The 23,255-nt window shown below is 45.7% G+C and carries 20 protein-coding genes; 16 read left to right on the plus strand and 4 right to left on the minus strand.

From position 1 onward, the window contains the following. Positions 1–130: 130 nt before the first annotated feature. The 7 genes from AB5H98_RS02630 (at position 131) to raiA (ending at position 3,180) form a co-directional block, all read left to right on the plus strand. Complete coding sequence (locus AB5H98_RS02630) at positions 131–409, plus strand: HU family DNA-binding protein (RefSeq protein WP_367924364.1); 279 nt, start codon at positions 131–133, stop codon at positions 407–409. A gap of 74 nt (positions 410–483) precedes the next feature. Then, positions 484–729: an RNA-binding S4 domain-containing protein gene (locus AB5H98_RS02635; RefSeq protein ID WP_367924365.1), complete on the plus strand. Its 246-nt coding sequence runs from the start codon at positions 484–486 to the stop codon at positions 727–729. Between the two features lie 93 nt (positions 730–822). Then, positions 823–1,110 (plus strand): YabP/YqfC family sporulation protein, encoded by a 288-nt coding sequence (locus AB5H98_RS02640; protein ID WP_367924366.1) that lies wholly within the window; start codon positions 823–825, stop codon positions 1,108–1,110. A gap of 27 nt (positions 1,111–1,137) precedes the next feature. After that, positions 1,138–1,599, plus strand: a complete 462-nt coding sequence (locus tag AB5H98_RS02645) for a hypothetical protein (RefSeq protein ID WP_367924367.1) — start codon at positions 1,138–1,140, stop codon at positions 1,597–1,599. Positions 1,600–1,652: 53 nt separating this feature from the next. Further along, complete coding sequence (locus AB5H98_RS02650; RefSeq protein ID WP_367924368.1) at positions 1,653–1,952, plus strand: septum formation initiator family protein; 300 nt, start codon at positions 1,653–1,655, stop codon at positions 1,950–1,952. Between the two features lie 71 nt (positions 1,953–2,023). Next, entirely contained in the window at positions 2,024–2,443 is a 420-nt protein-coding gene (locus AB5H98_RS02655; protein WP_367924369.1) for a S1 RNA-binding domain-containing protein, read from the plus strand. Between the two features lie 212 nt (positions 2,444–2,655). Then, on the plus strand, positions 2,656–3,180 hold the full coding sequence (gene raiA, locus AB5H98_RS02660) for a ribosome-associated translation inhibitor RaiA (RefSeq protein ID WP_367924370.1): 525 nt from the start codon (positions 2,656–2,658) through the stop codon (positions 3,178–3,180). Positions 3,181–3,213: 33 nt separating this feature from the next. Here raiA and AB5H98_RS02665 read toward each other — a convergent pair whose 3' ends face one another. Beyond that, positions 3,214–3,633, minus strand: a complete 420-nt coding sequence (locus AB5H98_RS02665) for a hypothetical protein (protein ID WP_367924371.1) — start codon at positions 3,631–3,633, stop codon at positions 3,214–3,216. 152 nt (positions 3,634–3,785) lie between these two features. Between AB5H98_RS02665 and AB5H98_RS02670 the strand changes: the two genes are divergently transcribed. Then, positions 3,786–4,895 carry a class I SAM-dependent RNA methyltransferase gene (locus tag AB5H98_RS02670; protein ID WP_367924372.1) on the plus strand — a complete coding sequence of 370 codons (1,110 nt, stop codon included), beginning with the start codon at positions 3,786–3,788 and terminating at the stop codon, positions 4,893–4,895. 13 nt (positions 4,896–4,908) lie between these two features. Next, the gene (locus AB5H98_RS02675; RefSeq protein ID WP_367924373.1) at positions 4,909–5,484 is read left to right on the plus strand and encodes a hypothetical protein; all 576 of its coding nucleotides are present in this window, start codon (positions 4,909–4,911) and stop codon (positions 5,482–5,484) included. Positions 5,485–5,646: 162 nt separating this feature from the next. Here the strand turns inward: AB5H98_RS02675 and htpG are convergent, their stop codons facing one another. Beyond that, positions 5,647–7,569, minus strand: a complete 1,923-nt coding sequence (htpG, locus tag AB5H98_RS02680) for a molecular chaperone HtpG (RefSeq protein WP_367924374.1) — start codon at positions 7,567–7,569, stop codon at positions 5,647–5,649. Between the two features lie 226 nt (positions 7,570–7,795). Between htpG and AB5H98_RS02685 the strand changes: the two genes are divergently transcribed. The 5 genes from AB5H98_RS02685 (at position 7,796) to AB5H98_RS02705 (ending at position 17,484) form a co-directional block, all read left to right on the plus strand. Then, the gene (locus AB5H98_RS02685; protein ID WP_367924375.1) at positions 7,796–9,775 is read left to right on the plus strand and encodes a D-alanyl-D-alanine carboxypeptidase family protein; all 1,980 of its coding nucleotides are present in this window, start codon (positions 7,796–7,798) and stop codon (positions 9,773–9,775) included. 309 nt (positions 9,776–10,084) lie between these two features. Then, entirely contained in the window at positions 10,085–14,095 is a 4,011-nt protein-coding gene (locus AB5H98_RS02690) for an efflux RND transporter permease subunit (RefSeq protein WP_367924376.1), read from the plus strand. Positions 14,096–14,106: 11 nt separating this feature from the next. Then, the gene (locus AB5H98_RS02695; protein WP_367924377.1) at positions 14,107–14,691 is read left to right on the plus strand and encodes a TetR/AcrR family transcriptional regulator; all 585 of its coding nucleotides are present in this window, start codon (positions 14,107–14,109) and stop codon (positions 14,689–14,691) included. A gap of 154 nt (positions 14,692–14,845) precedes the next feature. Beyond that, positions 14,846–15,541 carry an RICIN domain-containing protein gene (locus tag AB5H98_RS02700; protein WP_367924378.1) on the plus strand — a complete coding sequence of 232 codons (696 nt, stop codon included), beginning with the start codon at positions 14,846–14,848 and terminating at the stop codon, positions 15,539–15,541. Between the two features lie 158 nt (positions 15,542–15,699). Further along, a complete protein-coding gene (locus AB5H98_RS02705; protein WP_367924379.1) occupies positions 15,700–17,484 on the plus strand; it encodes a glycosyltransferase in 1,785 nt (594 codons plus the stop codon). A 43-nt stretch (positions 17,485–17,527) separates the two neighbouring features. Here the strand turns inward: AB5H98_RS02705 and AB5H98_RS02710 are convergent, their stop codons facing one another. Together AB5H98_RS02710 and AB5H98_RS02715 are read right to left on the minus strand one after the other, a co-directional pair. Beyond that, complete coding sequence (locus tag AB5H98_RS02710; RefSeq protein WP_367924380.1) at positions 17,528–17,998, minus strand: methylated-DNA--[protein]-cysteine S-methyltransferase; 471 nt, start codon at positions 17,996–17,998, stop codon at positions 17,528–17,530. After that, complete coding sequence (locus AB5H98_RS02715) at positions 17,995–20,085, minus strand: glutamine synthetase III (RefSeq protein ID WP_367924381.1); 2,091 nt, start codon at positions 20,083–20,085, stop codon at positions 17,995–17,997. Before AB5H98_RS02715 ends, AB5H98_RS02710 begins: the two co-directional genes overlap by 4 nt. 186 nt (positions 20,086–20,271) lie before the next feature. Between AB5H98_RS02715 and AB5H98_RS02720 the strand changes: the two genes are divergently transcribed. Both AB5H98_RS02720 and murD read left to right on the plus strand, forming a co-directional pair. Continuing rightward, the gene (locus AB5H98_RS02720; RefSeq protein WP_367924382.1) at positions 20,272–22,269 is read left to right on the plus strand and encodes an LTA synthase family protein; all 1,998 of its coding nucleotides are present in this window, start codon (positions 20,272–20,274) and stop codon (positions 22,267–22,269) included. An 86-nt stretch (positions 22,270–22,355) separates the two neighbouring features. After that, positions 22,356–23,255 (plus strand): Mur ligase family protein (murD, locus tag AB5H98_RS02725; protein WP_367924383.1); only part of this gene is annotated, 900 nt, incomplete at its 3' end.

The raw sequence follows: 23,255 nt of genomic DNA on the forward strand, positions 1-23,255 counted from the left end.
GATTGCATGTCTGTTTGAAGTGGTGGGCGCTGGCCCAAAATAGGAGAGAAGAAATTGGTTTATCCAAGGCGTTTACCGCTTTGTGGATATAAACGAAATCATCAAGGATTTGATTTGGAGGTTTTTCAACATGACAAAAGTTGAACTGATTGCAAAAGTTGCTGCCGATGCAGAACTGACAAAGAAAGATGCAGAGAAGGCAGTTGCGGCTGTTCTGGATGGCATTACCAACGCTCTGAAATCCGGTGACAAAGTGGCTCTGGTAGGTTTTGGCACCTTTGAGCCTCGTCAGCGTGCGGCTCGTACTGCTGTCAATCCCCGCACAGGTGAGGAAGTTAAAGTTGAAGCGACCGTAGTTCCTGCTTTCAAGGCAGGCAAAGCTCTGAAGGACGCTGTTTCCGGTAAATAAGCAATTTCCAAGCCCGCTCTGCGCATGACGTGGTGCGGGCACTTTTTTACGGCAATTCACTTGGAGAGACTGTTATGAGAATCGATAAATACTTAAAAGTCAGCCGCTTGATTAAGCGGCGAACAGTTGCCAATGAGGTGGCTGATGCGGGCCGGATCATGGTGAACGGAAGACCTGTAAAAGCAAGTTATGCGGTTAAAGAGGGCGATATTATTGAAATCGCCTTTGGCCAGCGTCCCGTGCAGGTAAAGGTCGTTTCCACACAAGCACCGACTGGAAAAGATGTGGCTCGGGAAATGTATACGGTATTGTCAGAATAAAGAAAGGTCTATGGAATTACAATTCCATAGACCTTTTTGTCATAGAAAAAAGTACCTGCGCATACCAATAAAGCAAAGGCAGGTGAAAAAATCATGAATGAAAAAAGTATGCAACCAATGGGGAAAAAACCACATAATGTCATTTTGGAGAATCGAAATCTTCTTACGGCCACTGGAATACGCGCAATCCTTTCTTATGATGAAATGACAGCGTGTTTGGATACGGAATACGGTATGTTGACCATTGGTGGAGATGGATTAAAGGTTAGTGAACTTAGTGTTCAGACGGGAGAAGTGCGTATTAGCGGTTCGATTGAATATGTCCAATATACGGTAAAAAAGGAGCGTGCACCTTCCATTTTTAAAAGGCTGGTGAAGTAATTAATGGTAGCGGCGATTCCACCGTCTATGGCACTGCAGGATGCTTTTTTTGCGGCGGGACTTGGTTTTGTACTCTGTCTGTTCTACTCGGTTCTTCGATTTGTCTTGGGCCGTAGTGTGCCTGCGCTAATTGTGTGTGATGTTCTGCTTTTGACATTGGGAGCTTTGTTGATACGCAGTGCTGCGGTCAGTCGCTTTTACTCAGGATTGCCGCGCTGGTACGATGTGCTTGCCTGTGTGGGCTCTTTTTTCATTTGTCGCAGTGCATTGTTTCCGATGTTTGAGAAAATACGAAAGATTTGCCTTGGAATTTTTGTGCTTCCGGGTCGTTTGCTGGCAAAAAAACTGTTATTGCCACTTGGATCTTTTTTTCATACCCAGTGGAAAGAATACAGAGAAAAAAAGCGGCTGGAAGAACTTGAAAAAAAAGCCCGCAAACGCAAGAAAAGGTTGCAAAATACAGGCAGGGTGTTGTATAATTCTAAATAAATGTGGGAGAGCATTGTTCTCACTCGAAACGGAAGAAAGGCGAACATCTGAAAATGCGGCGTACACGAAAAAAAAAGAAAAAATTCTCGGTTTGGGCGATTCGGCTTGGACTAGTATTTGTCTGTGTTTATTTAGGTGTATCGCTGATTTCTGTACAGATGGAGATCCTTGCGAAACGGCAGCAGCTTGACAATGTAAATCAGCAGGTTTCGGCGCAGCAGGCGGAGAACGATGAAATGCGCCGTACTTTGGATACGGACGACGAGGCGTCTTATATGGAACGTTTGGCGCGCTCGAAGCTTGAATATGCTTTGCCCAATGAACGTGTTTTCGTTGATATGTCAGGCGACTAAGGTCCGTTTTTTGTTTTATTAAAAGCCGTGCGGCTTTGCATTTTTATTATAAAAAGGAGTTCTATCATTCCATGGCAGTAGAGGTAGGAAGCATTGTAGAGGGCAAAATCACTGGTGTAAAAAAATTTGGCGCGTTTGTTTTGCTGCCCGGTGGCGAGACCGGTATGGTTCACATTTCGGAGGTTTCGAATGAGTATATTCAAGAGCTTTCCGACGTGTTGAGCGAGGGGCAAACGGTGAAGGTTAAAATCATGAATGTTTCGCCCGATGGGAAAATTGCACTTTCCATTAAGCGGACGGAGCCGCGTCCACGTCCCACGCGGGCAGACACAGGACGCGTGTGGCAGCCTCGTACGCCTGCACCTCAGACCAATTTGTCTTTTGAAGACATGATGAGTCAGTTTAAAACTCGCAGTGAGGAGAAAATTTCCGATTTGCGGCGTGTAACGGAAGCACGTCGTGGCGGCGGATATTCTCGTCGGGGCCATTGATGCTTTTTTGGACGAAGCGTATCGTATAAAGACGATACGCTTCATTTTTTGACTTTTTGACGCATAACGTACAAAATAATCTTGTAATTTAAGAATAAAATGTGAATAATGACGGCCGTATCCTTGCGTGTGCACCGGTAGAGTGGTATAATAAAAACAAGAAAAAGAAAGCAAATGCGTTCTTTTTCAAACCGCAAAGGAGGCTTTGGTTTATGAAAATCACATGCACAGGACGCAAGGTCAATTTGAAAGAAGCGTTTCAACAGCGCGTGGAGACAAAGCTTGCAAAACTGGATAAGTTCTTTTCTTCGGAGGCGCAAGCTCAGGTGACCGTTACAGTGGAGAAAGGATGGCAGACGGTAGAGTTGACCGTGCGTGACAAGGGGTTCGTAAGCCGGGCAGAGAAATCAGCCGATCGTATGGAGGATGCATTTGATGCGGCAGCGGATCTTTTGACACGTAGAATTGTAAAGAACCGCAAAAAATTGGAAAATAGAATCTATCAACCTGCTGTAGAGGAGTTTGCTTACGCGGAAGAAGAGCCGGAGGAAGAAGATTATCATGTTATTCGTGAGAAACATTTTTCCGTAAAGCCGTGTACAGTGGATGAGGCTATTCTGGAAATGAATCTTTTGGGGCATGCTTTTTATCTGTTCCGCGATGGCGACACTGGCGAAGTGCAGGTTGTGTATCGGCGCAAGGATGGAACTTACGGCTTGCTGGTTCCAGAGCGATAAAAATAAAAAAGAGGGGGCTTGCCCCCTCTTTTTTTATGAGTGCGTAAAGGAATCAGGAATGTTCTGATTTGCAAAATGGTTCAGTGCTTCACTGGGATCATAAGCTGTTTGGTAGGTTACGTCGTCAATGGTGATAATGTTTGCAAATGGTTGAATCGTATGAATTTCTCCATTTTGCATTTGAACAGTAAATTCTACGAATTGACCCGTCATAGGTTCCGGAGAAAAGGTGCGATAGGTTACTACATCGTTTAGCAGCTTACAGAATTCCTCGGCCTTTTCATTGGACAATTCATATTGAATACTAGGGGGAATCATTCGAACATGTACAGATTCTATTTGATTTGCTTCCAAGGTGGAAAATGGGTGAGTGCCACTGGTCATCCATACCACAATGCCAATGGATAGCACAACCAATCCAAGTATTCCGGGCAGGAGCAGGCGCGTCTTCATAAATAAATCTCCTTTATAAAGGACTTTTCTTGTATACAATACGAAACAAATGAAAAAATTATTGCGTTTTTTTATGGAGCAGCCAAGAGAACTAGTCATGGTAATTGTTTTGTGATATACTAAAACAAAAATGTGAAAATGAGGAACCAGATTTGCAGTATAAGATGATTGCTCCGTGTTATTTTGGAACGGAGAGTGCCGCAGCGTATGATTTTAAGCGCATAGGAGCGCAGAATGTAACGGTAACAGATGGTCGAATCCTTTTTGAAGGCGATGAAGAAATCCTCTGTGCGGCAAATTTGTGGAGTCGCTGCGCAGAGAGAGTGCTCATTCTCTTGAAAACCGGAGATGTTTTGAGTTTTGATGATTTGTTTGATTTAACTGCAAGCATTCCGTGGGAGGAGTTGCTTCCTGCCGATGCGGAATTTCCGGTGAAAGGAAGTAGTCTTTCTAGTAAACTTTCCAGTGTCCCCGCATGTCAAAGCATTGTCAAAAAAGCGATAGTGGAACGGTTGCGAAAGGGACATCGTGTGCAGACACTGCCGGAAACAGGTGCTCTTTACAAAATCCGTTTTTCCATTCGCAAGAATAAGGCGGAAATTTTGTTGGATACTTCTGGAGATGGTTTGCATAAGCGCGGTTATCGCCGCAATAGTACACTGGCTCCTATCAAAGAAACGCTTGCCAGTGCAATCGTAGATTTAGGAAGGATTTATCCAGATACCATGGCACAGGATCCGTTTTGTGGGTCCGGTACACTGATGATTGAAGCAGCAATGAAGGCGATGAATTTGGCGCCTGGGTTGCGCAGACGTTTTGCGGCAGAACAATATGCATTCATTTCGAAAAAAGCTTGGGCGCATCAGAGAGAAAAGGCGCTCAGTGAGATTCGGAAGGATTGCACATTTGAAGGAATTGGATTTGATATCGATCCGTTGGCGGTACAGTTGGCATCTGCAAATGCAAAGCTGGCGGGTGTAGAAAAGCATTGCCGCTTTTTTGAAGCAGATGTGAAAAATTTTGCTCCGGCAAAAGGCAGTATGATTTTTACAAACCCGCCTTACGGGGAACGTTTGGGAGATTTACAACAGGCGGCGGAGCTGGAACGAATTCTTGGCCAGCGCTTGGAAGAGAATCCGGTTCGGGGCGCTTATATTATTACCGCGGATGCGGATTTTGAAACGCATTTTGGCAAAAAAGCAAAGCGGCGCCGCAAATTGTACAATGGTATGATACCTTGTCAGGTATATATGTATTTTTGAGGAGGGGTCAACTGTGAATTATTGCATTTATTGTGGATTCCCATTAAAAGACGGAAATTCAAAGTGTCCGCGTTGTGGTAGGGATTTGCCCGTGGATCAAGTGGAGCCTGCGGAAACAAGTCAGTCCGATGCAGCAACTGCGCCGGTGAGTCCGAATGCAGAAACATCACCGGTGGAAACAGCGCCGCAGTATTCACAGCCATCCGTTCAACAAGTGCCGCCTGAAAATGGCGCACAGTATGCGCATAACCCAAATCCGAACGGCCCGTCTCAGTATATGCCGGGCGGATATTTTCCGCAGAACTATGGCAATGGAGCGGGTTACTCGAACTATGCATTTTGTGAAGGCCCGGAGATGTTAAGTGTCGGCACAATCGTGGGAATGCTTGTCTTAGGGCATATTCCACTGGTTGGCTGGATTATAATGTTGATTTGGGGCTTTGAACGCTCTTCACGCCCAAATCGTCGGAATTTGGCCCGGGGAATTCTAATCGCAAAGTTGATTGAATGGGCAGTAGCAATTCTTTTGTGGGCTTTGATGATAATGATTTTGGGTTATAGTTTTGCAAATTCTTACTACTACTATTAATGCACGTTGAGTAAAGCTGTATCTGAATAAAAAGGCGCAAATGGTTAAACCATTTGCGCCTTTTTACTATATAGAGTTCTGGAGAGTTCAAAAAATAGAACACGGTATAGCCGAAGCTATACCGTGTTTTGCAATAAATGATCGATGTGATGAGAATTAGAATCAAAGAGTCTTATCTGTCATAAGACTGCAAACCGTATTGGCATAAGCCACAGGATCCTCCAGCGTTAATCCTTCGATTAGCAAAGCCTGATCGTATAAAAGTTCGCTGTACATGGCGAGCTTCTCTTTATTGCCATCACTCATCAGTTTTTGAAGTGTTGCAAATACAGGATGCTCACCATTGATCTCCAAAACTTTTTGACTTTTGACCTTTTCTTGGGTGGGCATATTGTTCAGGACCTTTTCCATTTCAATGGAAAGAGGGCCGCTGCTGGAAAGGCATACAGGATGGCTTACAAGGCGCTGAGACAGACGTACCTCACAAACCTTGTCTCCCAGAGCATCTTTCATGGCAGTGAAAAGATCTTTGTTCTCTTCATTTTTAGCCTTGATTTCTTCTTGCTCGCTCTCGCTTTCCAAGCCCAAATCGTCGCCAGAAATATTTCTGAATTCTTTTTTATCGTACTCCCGAATCATCTGAAGAGCAAATTCATCTACATCGTCAGTCAAATAGAGAATGTCGAAGCCCTTGGAGAGGATCCGTTCGGTTGCGGGAAGCTTTGCCAGTTTTTCGCAGCTTTCGCCGGCCGCATAATAGATATATTTCTGTTCTTCCGGCATAGAGTCTACATATTCACGCAGCGTTGTATATTTTTCATTTTTAGCGCTGTGGAACAGCAAAAGATCCTGCAGTTGCTCTTTATTGGCACCATAGCCTGCATAGCAACCAAGCTTAAGTTGCAGACCAAAATTTTTAAAGAATTCCTCGTATTTATCACGATCGTTTTTCAACCATGCAGAAAGTTCATTTTTGATTTTGCGCTCGAGAGTCGTTTTAATCAGCTTTAGCTGGCTGTCATGTTGAAGCATTTCACGACTGATGTTCAAGCTCAAATCCTGGCTGTCTACAAGTCCTTTTACGAAACTGAAATGATCCGGCAATAAATCGCCGCATTTATCCATGATCAAAACGCCGCTCGCATAAAGTTGAAGCCCTTTTTCATATTCTTTGGTGTAATAATTGAAAGGAGCACGGGAAGGAATAAACAGAAGCGCATTGTAGGTTGCGGTACCTTCGGTTTTAGATTGAATCACCTTTGCAGGATCAGACCAATCGTTAAATTTCTGTTTATAGAAAGCTGCGTATTCTTCCTCTTTTACTTCTTTTTTATCCCGCTTCCAGATGGGGACCATGCTGTTTAAGGTCTCGTCTTCGGTGTATTGTTCGTATTCCGGCGTTTTATATTTGCCCTCTGCGTCCTTATCAGACCCTTCAACCATACGGCTCTTTTGACGCAGCATCTTGATTGGATAACGAATATAGTCAGAATATTTTTTAACGATTTCAGCCAGCCGCCAGTCGTCTAAATATTCATCGTAACTTTCTTCGCCTTCATTCTCCTTGATTACGAGGATGACGTCTGTACCTGCAGTGGCTTTTTCACAGGAAGTAAGGGTGTATCCCTCAGCTCCCTTGGATTCCCATTTCCATGCCTCTTGTGTCCCAAACGCGCGGCTGATCACCGTTACTTTGCTTGCGACCATGAATGCGGAGTAAAATCCTACACCAAATTGACCAATGATATCGACGTTGTTGTTGGCGTCGTTGTTTTGTTTAAAATCCAAACTTCCGCTTTTGGCAATCGTTCCAAGATTTTGTTCCAAATCTTCCTTGGTCATGCCAATGCCGTTGTCCGAGATGGTCAGTGTACGGTTTTCTTTGTTCGGCGTAATCCGAATAAGAAAGTCCTCTTTTTTAAGAGCTACACTGTCATCGGTAAGACTACGAAAATACAGTTTATCGATGGCGTCGCTGGCGTTACTGATCAATTCACGCAGAAAAATTTCTTTATGCGTGTAAATGGAATTGATCATTAAATCAAGCAGTCGCTTGGATTCGGCTTTAAATTGTTTTATGGCCATAAAAAATACGCCTCCTAGATATTAGCACTCTTTACCTGTGAGTGCTAATTAATAATACCGCAATCGATGAAAAACTGCAAGCGTTTTTATGAAATTTAAAAAATTCTTCATAAAAGGTAGCAAAAGCCAAGGCCAGCAACCAGGCATTTCAGCAAAAATACTTGCTTAAAACAATGCAATGCGGTATTATATATAGTACATAAACTTAGGAAAAGGCGGTGTTTTTGTGCCGAATCCCAATATAGATTTTTTCTCCGGTGAACCGGAGAATGGTACAGGTGCTAACGGCAACGATAAACCGACGGATAGTACATTTGCAGGTATGCAAGAGCTGAATCTGTTCGATGACGCACCTCAGACAGAACAAGGTGTTAGTGACGCCACACAGGTATTCAGCGTAAATCAGCCTAAATCGGCCCAGCCTGTTGTTTCCAACGAGGTAAAGGATAAGAATAAGGAAAAAAATATTGGCGAGATGGTCTTCCAAAGTTTATTTGCGGAAGAAGAATCCTCTCAACCAGTTGCAGAGGATGCGATTCCCTTGGATTTCGCGCAACCGAGTGAGCCAACACAGGTGGTGGAGCCTGAGGCAACTGAGCAGGAACCCATTGCGGTAGAGATTCCTCAAACGGTTTCGGCCCCGGCCAAACCCACTGGTTCTGTGCCGGTCTTTAATTCGACGAATCGGCAAGAGCCGCTTCGTCGTCAGGTGAAAGCCAAACCAATTGATTGGAATTTGGATCATTTCCGTCAGGCGCAGTCTCAGCCGGCGGTGGCAGTACCCCCTCAACCTTCCCAGCCGGTACAACAGCCGGCCATGACCAGTGCGCCCATCGAACCAGTGCAAACGCAGCCGGTTCAACCCCAAGAAAACCCTGCATGGAAGCAATTGTTGGATCAGGCCATTGCAGAACAAAAGGGAACTCCGGCTCAATCGGATGGAGAGGCGGCTACCCGCGTATTCGATCCAATGAGCGTTGCGCAGCCAGAGCCGCAGCCAATGGCGCCGGTTCAGCCCGTTACATTTGAAGAACAGACGGAACTCAATAAAACTGCGGCGTTTGATTTTGATGCGCAGCCTCCTCTGCAAGAGGAACCCAAAGCAGAGAATCCTGTGATTTCTCAGACGATTCCTTTGGATTTTGAACAGCCCAAAGAACCAGAAGTGCAGCCAATTGCCTTTGATACACCTTTGGAACCTATCGGGGAACCTCAGAAAGATGATTTGGGCGGAATGCCTTCCATTGATTTCAGCGCATTTGATCAGGCTGTTTCTGCCGCGAGTGAAGCTGAATATGGAGCTGAGCCTCAAAACGGTAAAGAAGATGTTTTTGCGGACCTCTATGATGGGGATCCGGATTATGAGTCTTATTACGACGATGACGAGGAAGAAGAGGAACGGCCTAAACGTTCTCGCAAGGGTGGTTCAGATGGCGGAAAGGGCGGAAATAAGTTGCCGCTGTTCATTGGAATTGCTCTTGTCGTGTTGGTGTTGGTCGTACTTTTGTTTACAAAGCTTTTAGGCGGCGATAAAGAGTCTTCTTCACAAAGCTCTTCGCTCAGTTCCGGAACATCAGATCTTTCTGGAGTGAGCTCAGATGTTTCAACTCCGGCCGAACCGGCGGTAGAGGCCATTCCCAAAGATGAGTGGTATATGCGGCTGGTCAATCGTGACAATTTGCTGACCAAAGAAGAGGCCGATGCGATTTCTACCACGGATGTAGGCGGTGTGCCAGTGGACAGCCGTGTTGCCGAAGCGTTCAACCAATTGATTGCGGCCGCTAAGGATGCGGGATACACGCTGACCATGAAAGCCGGCTACCGCACATATGATGCACAAAATACCAACTACAATGCTGGATATACCGATTGCCCTGCAGGAGCTTCGGAACACAATTTGGGCTTATCTGCGGATTTGTTTACAGGTACAGTTTCCAGTTACGACGATGCAGCTTATCGTGCGAGCAACGAGTATAAGTGGCTTCAGGAAAATGCGGCCAATTATGGATTTATTGAGCGTTATCCGGAAGGCAGCAAGGACAAAACGGGCTTTGATCCGGAACCTTGGCATTGGCGCTATGTCGGTGTTGACCAAGCTCAGAAAATCAAGGCCAGCGGTCTGACTTTTGAGGAATACCTTGCGCAGGATTCTTCTGCGGCTCCGTCTACGGATGCTACTTCATCGGATGCTTCTTCCGCGGCTTAATTTGTTTTCAATTGGAGCCCTCTGCTTGAGTAGAGGGCTCTTTTGTTTATAAGCAATCGTCAGTAAAGGCAACGTTGGGTTATGCGGGGTGCACATAGGGAAAATTGACATGTTAGGCAAAGGGACTGAGCGGGTTAGAGCGCGCTCAGTCTTTTTTTAATGCTTAAATCAAAAGTGAAATTTGGCATGTTTCCGCATTTTTTCGAGGAAAAGTACTTCCGGTTGCATAAATGTAGTGTTATAATAGAAAAGCCGACCGACCGGTCGGTCGATTTTTGTCAACGCCGCTCGTTCGGCAGGGAGGTATTTATGCTGTCTCATTACAGCGTCAAAAAGCCGTTTACGGTTTTGGTGGCAGTAGTATTGGTACTTGTTTTAGGTGTGGTATCCTTTATGGGAATGACCACAGATCTTTTGCCGAGTATTGAACTGCCCTATGTGATGGTAGTTACCACATACGCCGGAGCAAGTCCGGAGAAAATTGAAATGACTGTAACGAAACCACTGGAATCTGTTTTGGGAACCACGGGTGGAGTCAAGAATGTGCAATCCATATCCAGCGAAAATTCCAGCCTGGTAATTTTGGAATTTGAGCAGGGGACCAATATGGATTCGGCAATGATTGAATTGTCAAGCAATGTCGATTTGGTCAAGGCACAGTTGGATGATGCAGTTGGTACACCCATGCTGCTGCAAATCAGTCCAGATATGCTTCCCGTTATGATCGCCAGTGTAGACGTCAATGGAATGGATGTAGCTGCGGTATCGGATTACGCACAGGAAGAAATCATTCCGGAGTTTGAGAGACTGAGCGGAGTCGCCAGCGTAGATGCAACGGGATTGGTAGAACGGCAGGTCTCTGTAACACTGGATCAGGCAAAAATAGATTCTTTGAATGACCGCGTGCTCGCAAACGTTGATGGAGAGCTGGCAGATGCACAGGCTGAATTGCGGGATAGCCAGGCTCAATTAAATAGTGGAAAGGCACAACTTGAACAGGGAAAACAGGCGTTGAATGAAAAGAAAGACTCTACCTTGGACCAGTTGGCAGATGCTAGTGCACAGGTGGACAGTGCATCTGCACAAGTATCGGCGCTGCTCAGTGAAGAGACCTCTTTGACGGCTAGTCAAAAGGCTTTTGAAGCAGAAAAACAGGGATATCAGCAGGCGCTGGACGGTTGGAACGCGATCAACAATGGTTTGTCTAGTGCGAAACAGAGTGCGCAACAAAAGATTGTAGATCAGATAAATCAGGTAGCGTCTGAGTGGGGAATTCAAGTTGGAACTTTTGAGGACGTTCTCGCGCTGTTGGATAATCCCATGGTTCCCATTCCCGAGGATATTGCGCAATCGATACGATCTGTAAGAGATATGCCGTCCAGTGCAGAAGAGCTGCTGGCAATGGATGCAGAGAGTTTTGAAGCTTTTCGGCAGCAGGCGGCATCCATGGGAATTTCTCAGATATCTGATTTAACGCAAGATCGTTTGCAGCAATTAAAGGGGGCTGCCGATAAGGCTCCTTCTCGTATTGCGGAAATTGATGTGGAACTTTCTAATATTTCCACTCGGTTAGCAACGGTCCAGGCGATGAAACCTCAATTAGAGGAGGCTTTGAAAAAGGCTCAGGAAGGTTACGCGGCACTGGAAAGCGGCAAAATGACTGCGGTCAATGAACTGACAAAGGGAGAAATTACATTATCCAATACAGAGAGTCAATTGGCGCAGGCACAAGAACAATTAGAAGCTGCACAAGAGCAGTTCGAACAGGCACGAGATCAGGCCTATAAACAGGCGGATTTATCGGGTGTCTTGACGCAAGAAATGTTGGCCAATATTTTGATGGCTCAGAATTTTAATATGCCGGCAGGATATATCACCGAATCAGGAGAACAGTATCTGGTCAAGGTGGGCGATAATTTTCAGAGTGTGGATGAGCTGAAGGACACAGTCCTGATGCACTTGGATGTGGACGGCATCGGAGATGTGCGGCTGAGCGATGTTGCCAACGTAGAATTGACCGATAATGCCGGCGACAGCTATGCTAAGGTGAACGGAAACGATGGCGTTGTATTGAGTTTTCAAAAACAGAGCACAGCTTCTACAGCAGATGTATCCGGAAAAATTAACGATGCCATTGAAACCTTGCAGAAAGAGAATCCAGACTTGCATATTACCCCTCTTATGGACCAGGGGGATTACATCGACATGGTTGTAAACAGTGTTCTGTCCAATCTGTTGTGGGGCGGACTGCTGGCGATTTTGATTTTGATTCTTTTCCTTCGAGATGTCCGGCCCACGTTAATTGTTGCGTGTAGCATTCCTTTTAGCTTGATGTGCGCCATCACCTTAATGTATTTTTCGGGTGTTACTTTGAACTTGATTAGCTTATCCGGATTGGCATTGGGTGTTGGCATGCTAGTGGATAACAGCATCGTAGTCATTGAAAATATCTATCGGTTGCGCAGCGAGGGGATTCCGGCCACAAAGGCGGCGGTTCGGGGCGCAACTCAGGTAGCGGGAGCCATTTTTGCTTCCACGTTAACTACTATTTGTGTTTTCCTGCCCATTGTATTTACGCAAGGACTTTCCCGTGAGTTGTTTACGGATATGGGGCTGACCATCGCCTACTCGCTTTTGGCGAGCTTGGTAGTGGCCTTGACACTGGTTCCGGCAATGGGGGCAACGGTTCTACGTGATTCCACCCAGAAGGAACACAAACTATTTGACGGATTTGTCAATAAATATGAGAGAGTCCTTCGCTGGGCACTGCGGCGTAAGATGCCGGTGTTGGGGGGCGCGCTGGCTCTTCTGGTTTTCAGCGGAGTGATGGTTACTCAGATGGGAACGGCGTTTATTCCCAGTATGGACAGTCCGCAGATGTCGGCTACGCTTACGATGCCGGAGCAGTCTACTCAACAGGAAACCTATGCGATGGCAGATGAAGTAATGGCACGTATGACTCAGGTAGAAGGTGTGGAAACCGTGGGTGCCATGCAGGGTACGGGCACAAGCAGCATGCTGGGCGGCGGTTCTTCTGGCGGCATTCAGTTTTATATCCTTTTGTCGGATGATCGCAAAGTTACCAATGTGGATGTGAAAAACGAAATTGAACAGGCGGTTGAGGATCTGAATTGTACAGTGGATGTCACCGAATCGACAATGGACATGTCTATGCTTGGTGGTTCCGGGCTGGAATTGGTCATCACTGGTCAAGATTTGGATGAGATGAACTCTATCGCGGAAGATTTACGGGAGATTTTGAGGCAAACAGAAGGTGTTGTAGATATTTCGGAGAAGGATGTGACGGGAAATCCGGAAACACGCATTACCGTCGATAAAGAGAAGGCTATGCAGTATGGTTTGACTGTGGCACAGATTTATAGTGAACTTGCGACAGCACTTCAGAGTGAGACGAATGCGACGACACTTACAATTGGAACAGACAATGTACCGGTTGTGATCATTCAAGACAGTTCGGCCATTCCACAAAGAGACAGCATCATGCAATATACTTTTACGGTTACCGGACAAGACGGTGAAGAAAAAAGTGTTGCGCTGAGCGAGATTGCCACAAAAACAGAAACGGACAGTGTTCCGTCCATTCATCGTGAAAACAATGTTCGTACAATGTCTGTAACGGCTGGAATAGACGAAGAACACAACATTGGACTGGTCAGTCGTGAAATTCGCGACAAGTTGGATGGATATGCGTTGCCGGAAGGATATGATGTTTCCATTTCCGGAGAAAGCGAGAGTATCAACAGTGCAATGTTTGATCTTGTCAAAATGTTGGCATTGGCTATTGTGTTTATTTATTTGATCATGGTGGCCCAGTTCCAAAGTTTGATGAGTCCATTTATTGTAATGTTCACCATTCCGTTGGCCTTTACCGGAGGGTTATTAGCCCTTTTGATTACCGGAAAGGAATTGTCCATCATCGCCATGCTAGGCTTTTTGGTTTTGTCCGGTGTGGTGGTCAACAATGGTATCGTGTTTGTGGATAGCATCAATCAGCTCCGGTTGGAGGGAATGTCTCGTCGAGAGGCCATTGTTAAAACTGGACGCACCCGTATTCGTCCGGTTTTGATGACCGCGTTGACTACGATTTTTGCAATGTCCACGATGGCTTTGGGAATTGGACAGGGTGCAGAGATGACTCAGCCGATGGCCATTGTAACCATTGGCGGATTGAGCTATGCAACACTTTTGACATTGGTAATTGTACCGATTCTCTACGATATCATGATGAAACGTCCATTGCATAATCCGCAGCTTGATGATGCAGCGGAGGATGCAGCTCGTGAGGTAAACGGTCTTTAGGAGGAAGCAAAATGCAAAACCGGAGAACTCAGCGGGAAGAACAGATTTATGAAAGTGTGCTTCGCCTCTGGACCCAGCGAGGCGATTTGCACACAATTACAGTGCAGCAGATTGCAGATGAGGCCGGCATTGGCAAAGGCACAATATATGAATACTTTTCTTCACGAGAGGAAATTTTTGCAAAGGCATTTGCATATCGTATGGAAAACGAGTTTTCACTTTTGGAAAATGCGATGAAAGCACAAGAGAATGTGGATGGCCAATTACGTGTTCTCTTGCGTGCGGCAGACCGTGTTATAGAAATGCAGAGTGTAGGCATGCAGGTATTAACGGTTTGTTTGAATGGGAAAAATAAGCTTGAAAATCTTTGCGGACAAATGGAATGCGGATATTCCCGGAAAATTGAGAAGCTGCTGGAACAGCTTGTTCATAAGGGAATGGAAGAAGGTGTTTTTGCTCGTTCTCTCAAAATGCGTTATGCTGTGCTGGCCTTGCTCAGTGGATTGTCAGGATATGTTTCTTATCGTCGAACACATCCCGATGAGTTGGAGCTAGAACAGGAAACACTCCAAATTTTGTATCGAGCATTAAATTAGATTTTATGCTTTTGTAACTTTTATGCGGAGCATTTTGACCAAATATTGAACGCTGTTTTTGTCGAGTTTGTTTAAGGGTGCCAAATTAATGTTAAGGCGATTGACAAAGCAAAAGGATTGGGTATAGTCTTTTTTATAAGGGAGGTATGACTCAATGAAAGAAGTCGGAAGCAAAAAGCCTGTTTCGAATACATGCTATACCATCGCAGCAAAAGACGGACGTGTACTGGAAGTAGCAAATTTTGATCATGCCAGCGGAGCGGCTGTGCAGTTGTGGGAAAACGCCGGAGTCGATAGTCAGAAATGGCTGGTCGTAGAAGTGGCTGATGGCGTGTACAAAGTGGAAAACAAACTGACTGGAAAAGTGCTGGATGTGGCTTCTGCGGGAACAGAGAATGGCTGCTGGGTGCATCAGTGGGATTATATTGGAAAAGACAATCAACTGTGGCAGTTTGTAGCCGTGCGTGGCGGATATAAAATTGTTTCAAAAGCATCCGGAAAAGTATTGGACATTGTAGATATGAGCACTGAAAATGGTGCGCGTGTTCAAATTTGGGAAGATGTAGACGGACAGAACCAGATTTGGAAATTGACCGAAGAAAAACAACCCAAGAAAGCGGCAAAGTCCGCCGAGAAGAAACCCGCTGCTCAGAAACGTACCGTAAAGAAATCTGTTGCGGCACAGCCGATGAAGGAATCTGTTGAGAAAAAGGAAGAAGAGATTTTGAAGGCTGCTTTGCAATCTAAAAAAGTGACTAGCGAAAAAAAGCCAGTTGAGCCGGCTAAGAAGCCAGTACAAGAGAAAACGACCGTAGCGAAACGCGGAAAGCGTTCCAAACAGAGCAAATAATTTTCTGCGTGCCCTCTCATGCTCGTTTCTGTGCATGAGAGGGCTTTTTATACAAAAGACAGACAGAGGCTTCGAATTCTTTTAAAAAATAGATAAAAATTGACGTATTTAGGAAAGAATACTCGTCTAATAGTATGAGGACGAGGAGGATGCGGCGCATGAATTGTAAAATTGTGATTCCGGCTTATGAGCCGGACGAGCGAATGATCCACTACGTAGAAGAGATGAAGAAAGCGAATCTTCCACTTCCGTTGGTGGTGGATGACGGTAGTGGTCCCAACTGGGAACCATTGTTTGCACAGCTCAAAGCAATGGGATGCGAAGTATTAACACACCCAGTCAATCGGGGAAAAGGTGCGGCCTTAAAGACAGCGATTCGTCATGTTTTGGAACACACCGAGCAGACGCCAAGTGTAATTACCGTAGATTGTGATGGACAACATACGGTAAAGGATGTAAAGGCAGTTTGGAACGCTTTGGCGGCACATCCTGATACACTGGTATTAGGATGTCGCAATTTTGATGAGAACACGCCGGGTCGCAGCGCAATAGGCAATAAGGTTATGTCTTGGGCGATGCGGTTTGTCTACGGCATTGACCTTCAGGATACCCAGACGGGCTTGCGCGGGCTTCCGGCCAATTTCCTTCCGGATTTGGCTGAATTGAAAGGTGACCGTTATGAGTATGAGTTAAATATGCTGGTGCTTGCTCGGCAAAAAGCACTTTCTTTTACGATTGTGCCCATTGAGACCGTTTATTTTGAAAACAATGCGGGAAGCCATTTTCGAACAATTCGAGATGCTTTGCCCATTTTGGGGCGAATTTTGAGCGGTGTCTTTCAATACAGTGCCGCTGCTGCGATTTCCGTTGTAGTGGATGTGTTCCTTTATTGCATATTCGTAAAATGGATTTTGGCGGGACTTCCACTGGCGGCTCGTTTGGCATTGGCTGCTTCTTTGGCTAGAACCTCTTCTTCGGTCGTCAATTATTTGTGCAATCGACAATTGCCTTATGTACAGGACAAATCTTTTAGCGGTTCTTTGCCTCGTTACTATTTGCTATGGGCTTTTCAGTTGGCAGCCAGTATTGGCGGTGCTTATTTTATGTGTGCGTTTACACATATGGATGAAATGGTGTCCAAACTGTTGGTGGACATCGTTCTGGCTATTATTAGCTATCAAATCCAACTGCATTGGGTCTTTGCCAAAAAAGCACCTAAAGAGCCTAAGTGGAATGCTTTTGGACGCTTTGCCAAAAGAGTTGTTCGTTTGTGCATGTTCGGCTGGAAATGCGAAGGAAACTTGCCACAGGCGCCTGCCGTTTATGTTGTCCACCATCAAAATTTGTATGGTCCGATTCATACGGTTGCGCAGCTAAAGGAAAATGTACATATTTGGGCATTGCATGTGTTTTGTGACCGAACGGAGTGTTTCAATCAGTATTATCGTTATACCTTTACAAAACGTTTCGGGTGGTCCAAACCAATTGCGTTTTTGGTTGCAGGTGTTTTGTCATTGTTCGTTCCTTTGTTGATGCAAGGAATCGGCGCGGTACCGGTTTATCGTGAAAGTGCGGCAGTGCGCAGAACTTTGCGCCAGTCGGAAAAGCTTCTTTTATCTGGCAAAAGTGTGGTCATTTGTCCAGATGTGGATTATTCGAATAGCGGTTCTACGATGGGAGATACATACAACGGCTTTTTGGCGTTGGATAAGTATTATCGTGCGGCTACTGGAAAGCCATTGGCGTTTATTCCGGTACATTGCAGCTCGACGCGCAAGCGTGTGTGTTTGGGAGAAGCGGTGTATTGTGATGGACTCTCCCGACAAGATCGGCAGAAGGCAGCACAAATTCTTGCGAAAAGAGTAAATGAAATGGTATGCACCAGCGGTGACATGGAAACCAGTGTTCATCCCAATAAAGAGAACGCGGAAATTCTAGAATAATAAAACACCCTGTTTTGGCCTTACCAAAACAGGGTGTTTTATTTTATACATATTTTGCCTCTAGCTCCAATAAAAACCGTTTGCAATATAATCCACCTGCATATCCAGTCAGCTTTCCATTGGAACCAATGACTCTGTGACAGGGAATTAAAATGGGAATGGGGTTGACATGATTGGCCATACCAACTGCGCGAAAGGCCCGCGGTTTCCCTACGGCCGCAGCTTGCTGTGCATAACTGCGAGTCTCTCCATAAGGAATCGAGAGCAAAGCATTCCAACAAGCAACTTGAAAGGGAGTTCCGCACGGCGCAAGAGGAATTTCGAAATGTTTGCGGTGTCCTGAAAAATATTCCGATAGTTGAACGCCCACATCCTTTAGCAAGGGAGTTGAACGAATTTGAGAACCATCGGGGATATCACCAAAACGCAAAAAACAAATGCTGCCGTTGTTTTCTCCAACGACAAGAGGGCCAACCGGACTGGAGAAAGTTTGAATGTAGATGTCCCTCATCATAAATCAAACAGAAGAGTGCAATAATCAGGAATCGGCCAATGAGCCTGCGGCACCTGTGTTTCCAATTCATCGGCGGCACTGCGCAGCGCTGCCATTTCGTTGTGGGCAAGTTCACGGCAACGCTCTGCACGAGCACGCTCTCCCAAATGGCTGGAGTCCAGTTCCGCCAGTGCGCGGCGAAGGGCCTCCAATGCACCCACTGTGCGGTCGATGGTCACGCACAGTTTTTCGATGCTAGCTTTGGCGCTGGCGCAGGCAAAACCATTTTGCTCGGTATAATATTCGGCGCGGCTCAGGCTGGAAAGATATTCATAGCCCGCAGGAACGATATGACGTCCCACCATGGATACCATAGTCGATGCATCAATGTGGATGTGCTTTGCATAGTCTTCCAGCATAATTTCATAGCGGGCATGGCATTCGGTATTTGTGAATACCTTCGTCCTCTGGAACATTTCCAAATTTTTAGGCTCGATAAACGCATTGGCGGCATCCACCATCGAGGGTAAATTGGGAAGTCCTCTGCGCTCAGCTTCAGCGGCCCACTCAGCGCTGTAGTTGTTTCCGTTAAAGATTACGCGGCTGTGGTCACGCCAGGTTTCCGCAATGATTTCGTGCACTACGGCATGAACGTCCAATGCACCTTCCAGTTTATCGGCAAAGTCATGGAATACATCAGCAACGATGGCGTTCGTTACGGCATTGGCTAAGCCGATGCTCTGACTGGAACCGACCATCCGGAATTCAAACTTATTGCCGGTAAAGGCAAAGGGAGATGTACGATTTCGATCGGAATCATCCAGTGCCAGCAAGGGAAGGCTTTTAACACCTGTGTGCAATTCGCCTCGGGCGGCCTTTTCAAACGTGTGACCTTCTGCCAACTCTTTCAGCAAGTTGGTGATGGTATTCCCCAAGAATACGCTGACAATTGCAGGAGGCGCTTCGTTTCCGCCCAAGCGAGCCTCATTCCCAGGGCATGCAGCGGACATGCGCAGCAAATCGGCATATTTATCTACGGCAGTAATTACTGCACATAAGCTCACTAAGAAAATAAGATTTTTTTCGGGCTCATCGCCGGGATCCAATAAATTACGCCCGTTGCTTGTCACAATGCTCCAGTTGTTATGCTTACCAGATCCATTAATTCCCGCAAACGGTTTTTCATCCAGCAGGCAAGCGAAGCCATGCCGCAGTGCTACTTTTCTCATGAGTTCCATCATGATTTGGTTGTGATCGCACGCAATGTTGGCTGTGGCAAACACACTGGCAAGCTCATATTGTCCCGGTGCCACTTCGTTGTGCTCCGTTTTGGCGGGAACACCCAGACGCCAGAGTTCTTCGTCCAGTTCACGCATAAAGGCGCGGACGCGTTCGTTGATGCTGCCATAATAATGATCTTCCAGTTCTTGACCTTTGGGCGGCAGTGCTCCCAGCAGTGTATGTCCTGCTACCTTCAAATCCAAACGCTGATCGAAAAGATCCTTATCTACAAGAAAATATTCCTGTTCTGCACCAACCGTCGGCTGTACGGAAACGCTCTCTGTATCGCCCAGTGCTCGAAGGATACGCAAAGCCTGTTTGTTCAAGACCTGCATACTGCGGAGAACAGGGGTCTTTTGATCCAGAGCCTCTCCGGTGTAAGCACAAAAGGCAGTGGGAATGTACAACGTCGTACCAAGGACAAACGCAGGAGAGGTCGGATCCCATGCGGTATATCCACGTGCCTCAAAGGTGGCACGCAAACCACCAGAAGGGAAACTAGAGGCATCGCTTTCTCCCTTAGCCAACATTTTCCCGGAAAAACGCATAATGGGCTCGCCTTCGCGCACTCCATCAATAAAACTGTCGTGCTTGCCGGATCCGGTACCCGTCATAGGGCTGAACCAGTGAATGTAATGAGTTGCACCTAGTTCGATGGCCCAATCCTTCATAGCACCAGCAACGACATCCGCAACTTGCGGATCCCATGCTTGGTTTTCGTCGCGAATTTTTCGTAAACAGTCATACACGTTTTGCGGCAGTCGCTCTTGCATGGTGCGATCATCGAACAAGTGACTTCCGAATAGGCTGAACGTATCCTTTTCCAATCTGTTTCCCTCTCTCTTTCCGCTAGCGCTCTAAGCGTGGCAAGTTGCTTTACACGAAAAATATTTTACCATGATACACGCGACCGTACAAGTGAAAAATGCGGTCCGAAAAGTTGAGAGAAATGGACGGAATGCACATAAAAAGCATATAATGATATAATTGGATTTGCAAAGAGGGCGTTTTGTTTGAATTTATATAAAAAATGGGGAAATCGTTTTGCCAGCGCGCATTGGCGGTCAGTAGTCAGTGGACTTTTTGTTTTCGCCTATGTTTTGTGGGACGAATTTATTGTGTCCGTTGGACTTGGATTGGGATGGACAGTATCAAAGGTACTGTTTGCATTGAGTGGCGGTGCATTTCTTTACGTGATAGGAACCTTGTTTTCTAAGACGAAGACAGCGTACCGCTTGCAAAGCGTCTGCTGCATGGGCATTAGTATGATTTATCTGTCCCAGAGTCTGTACTGGTGCATTTTTAAGACACCTTATTATTTAAAATCAATCTCAGGGCTTGGAAAGGCCGTCGAGTTTTCTCAGGTGGCCTTAAAGGCGGCCGCAGAAAATGTACCGCTTATACTTGGCTTTTTGACGCAAATATTGATCTTGTTTACATGGTACCGAAGATGGATGTTAAGCAGCGTTCGCCCGTTGATGCGTGCTCCGGCCGCCTTGGCGGGGGTATGGTTGTGCGCTTGCGCGCTTTGTATTAGTTTAGCGGACACAAAAGGGGCGGTGAGCCCAAGAGCACAGCTCCTCAACGGATTTGTACCTGCCGCTTCCGTAAAAACGTTTGGCTTTCTTCCTACGATGCTTTTGGATGTTAAGTACAATTGTTTAGGATTAAATAATCAATTGGATCGTCCGCAAATTCCGACGTCTGTGGAAGTTCTGGATCCAGAACCTCAAGAAGAGGAAAAAAACGAATCGCAAGTGGTACAGGAACAAAAGAAAAATATATTAGACATTGATTTTGAGACACCGGAAACGAATGCTGTACTACGGGATATGAATGCCTTCTTTTCGTCTCGCACGCCTACATCCCAAAATGATTATACGGGTCTATTTAAGGGGAAAAATCTAATTCTGCTCACTTGTGAAGGCTTTTCCGAAGCATTAATCGATGAGGAACGAACGCCTACTTTGTACAAACTTTTTACAGAAGGGTTTCGATTCCATCATTTTTATACGCCGATTTGGGGTGTCAGTACATCCGATGGAGAATTTGTAGCAACGACTGGATTGCTCCCCAAAACAGGTGTTTGGAGCTATACAGAAATTGCAGACAATGCCATGCCTTTTGCGCTGGGAAATCAATTTGGAGAAGAAGGAATTTGCGCATTTGCATTTCACGGACATGATTATACCTATTACAATCGGGATAAATCTTATCCGGCCATGGGCTATGTGTATTATGGTCAGGGCGGTGGTTTGAATCTGACAAACCAATGGCCTGAGTCGGATGTGGAAATGATAGAACAGAGTTTTCCGTTTTATGCACAAAAAAATCGTTTTCATGTGTATTATATGACCATTAGTGGACATTTGGGATATACATTTAACGGCAATAGCATGGCGTCAAAACATGCAAAAGAAGTGGAAACACTTAGCTACGGCGAAGAAGTAAAAGCCTATCTTGCATGTCAATTGGAGCTGGAAAATGCGTTGAAGTTGCTGCTAGAAAAGCTGGACGAGTCGGGACAATTGAACAATACTGTCATCGCATTAAGTGCAGATCACTATCCGTATGGTTTAACAAATGAGCAATACGCCCAGTTGCGTGGGAAAGAAAATTTGGAAGAAACGTTTGAACTTTATGAAAATGCATTTTTACTTTGGACGCCCGGAATGGAACCGGTGGATGTGGATACTTATTGCTCTAGTTTGGATATTTTACCGACCTTGTCCAATTTGTTTGGCCTTCCTTACGACTCTCGCCTTATGATGGGAACCGATATTTTTTCCGATACAGCACCCATGGTTTTGTTTGCGGATCACAGCTTTATTACCGACCGGTTTCAATACGATGCAAAAACAGGTCAGATCACTTCACATTCGAAAGAGACTGTGTCCCAGGAAGAAATAGAAAGTGCTATTTGGGAAATGGAACAGCGTTTTTTGTATTCGGCGAAAATTATACAAGAAGATTATTACGGCTATTTATTGGAGTCCGGACGAATGACATAGCACAAAAGTTTGCATAGAACCTTTTAAAGAAGTCCTCAATATGGTATACTATAACTACTTATGGGATGAAGGAGTGCGGTTTTTGTATGAACGAGGCAATCACGCAGTTCTACAAGAGTTTAAAAGGAAAAAAAGTGGCTTTTATTGGGGCCGGCGTCAGTCATCGTGAATGTATCAAGATTTTTTCAAATGCAGGCGCACACGTCACTTTGTGCGATAAAAAGACCGATATATCGGCATTTGGCGAATATGGGGATGTATTAAAACAATTGGGTGTGACTCTTTCTCTGGGAGAACATTACTTGGATGGTTTGCAAAACCAGGATATGATTATGCGTACGCCTGGGTTTGAGTTTTACACGCCAGAATTGCAGCAGGCTGCAAAGGATGGGGCTTGTGTGACCAGCGAGATGGAGCTTTTTTTCAAACTCTGTCCTTGCAAAAAGATTGCTGTGACCGGATCGGACGGCAAGACCACAACAACTACTTTGATTGCGGAGATGCTGAAAAAAGCAGGGTATACCGTTCATCTCGGTGGAAATCTTGGCCGAGCGCTTTTGCCCGTGGTGGATCAGATCCAACCGACGGATATAGCTGTGGTGGAACTGTCCAGTTTTCAATTGATCAGCATGCGGCAATCACCTGAGATTGCTGTGGTTACAAATGTGACTCCGAATCACTTGGACCATCATAAAGATATGCAGGAGTACATTGACGCCAAACGGAACATTTTGCTGTATCAGAGCGAGAATGACAAAGCGGTTTTGGGCTATGAAAATGAAGTGACACGTGCCATGGCAGCAGACGTAAAAGGAAGCTATAAATGGTTTACCCGTTTTTCAGTCGTGGACAATGGCAGTTTCCTGCGGGAAGATGGAATGCTTTGTATGGCAGAAGATGGCCGTATTACTCCTATTGTTCGTAAAGAAGATGTAGGGCTTCGCGGTGAGCATAATTTAGAAAATCTTCTGGCAGCAATGGCGGCT

The organism is uncultured Ruthenibacterium sp. (assembly GCF_963558415.1).
Classification (GTDB): Bacteria; Bacillota; Clostridia; order Oscillospirales; family Ruminococcaceae; genus Ruthenibacterium.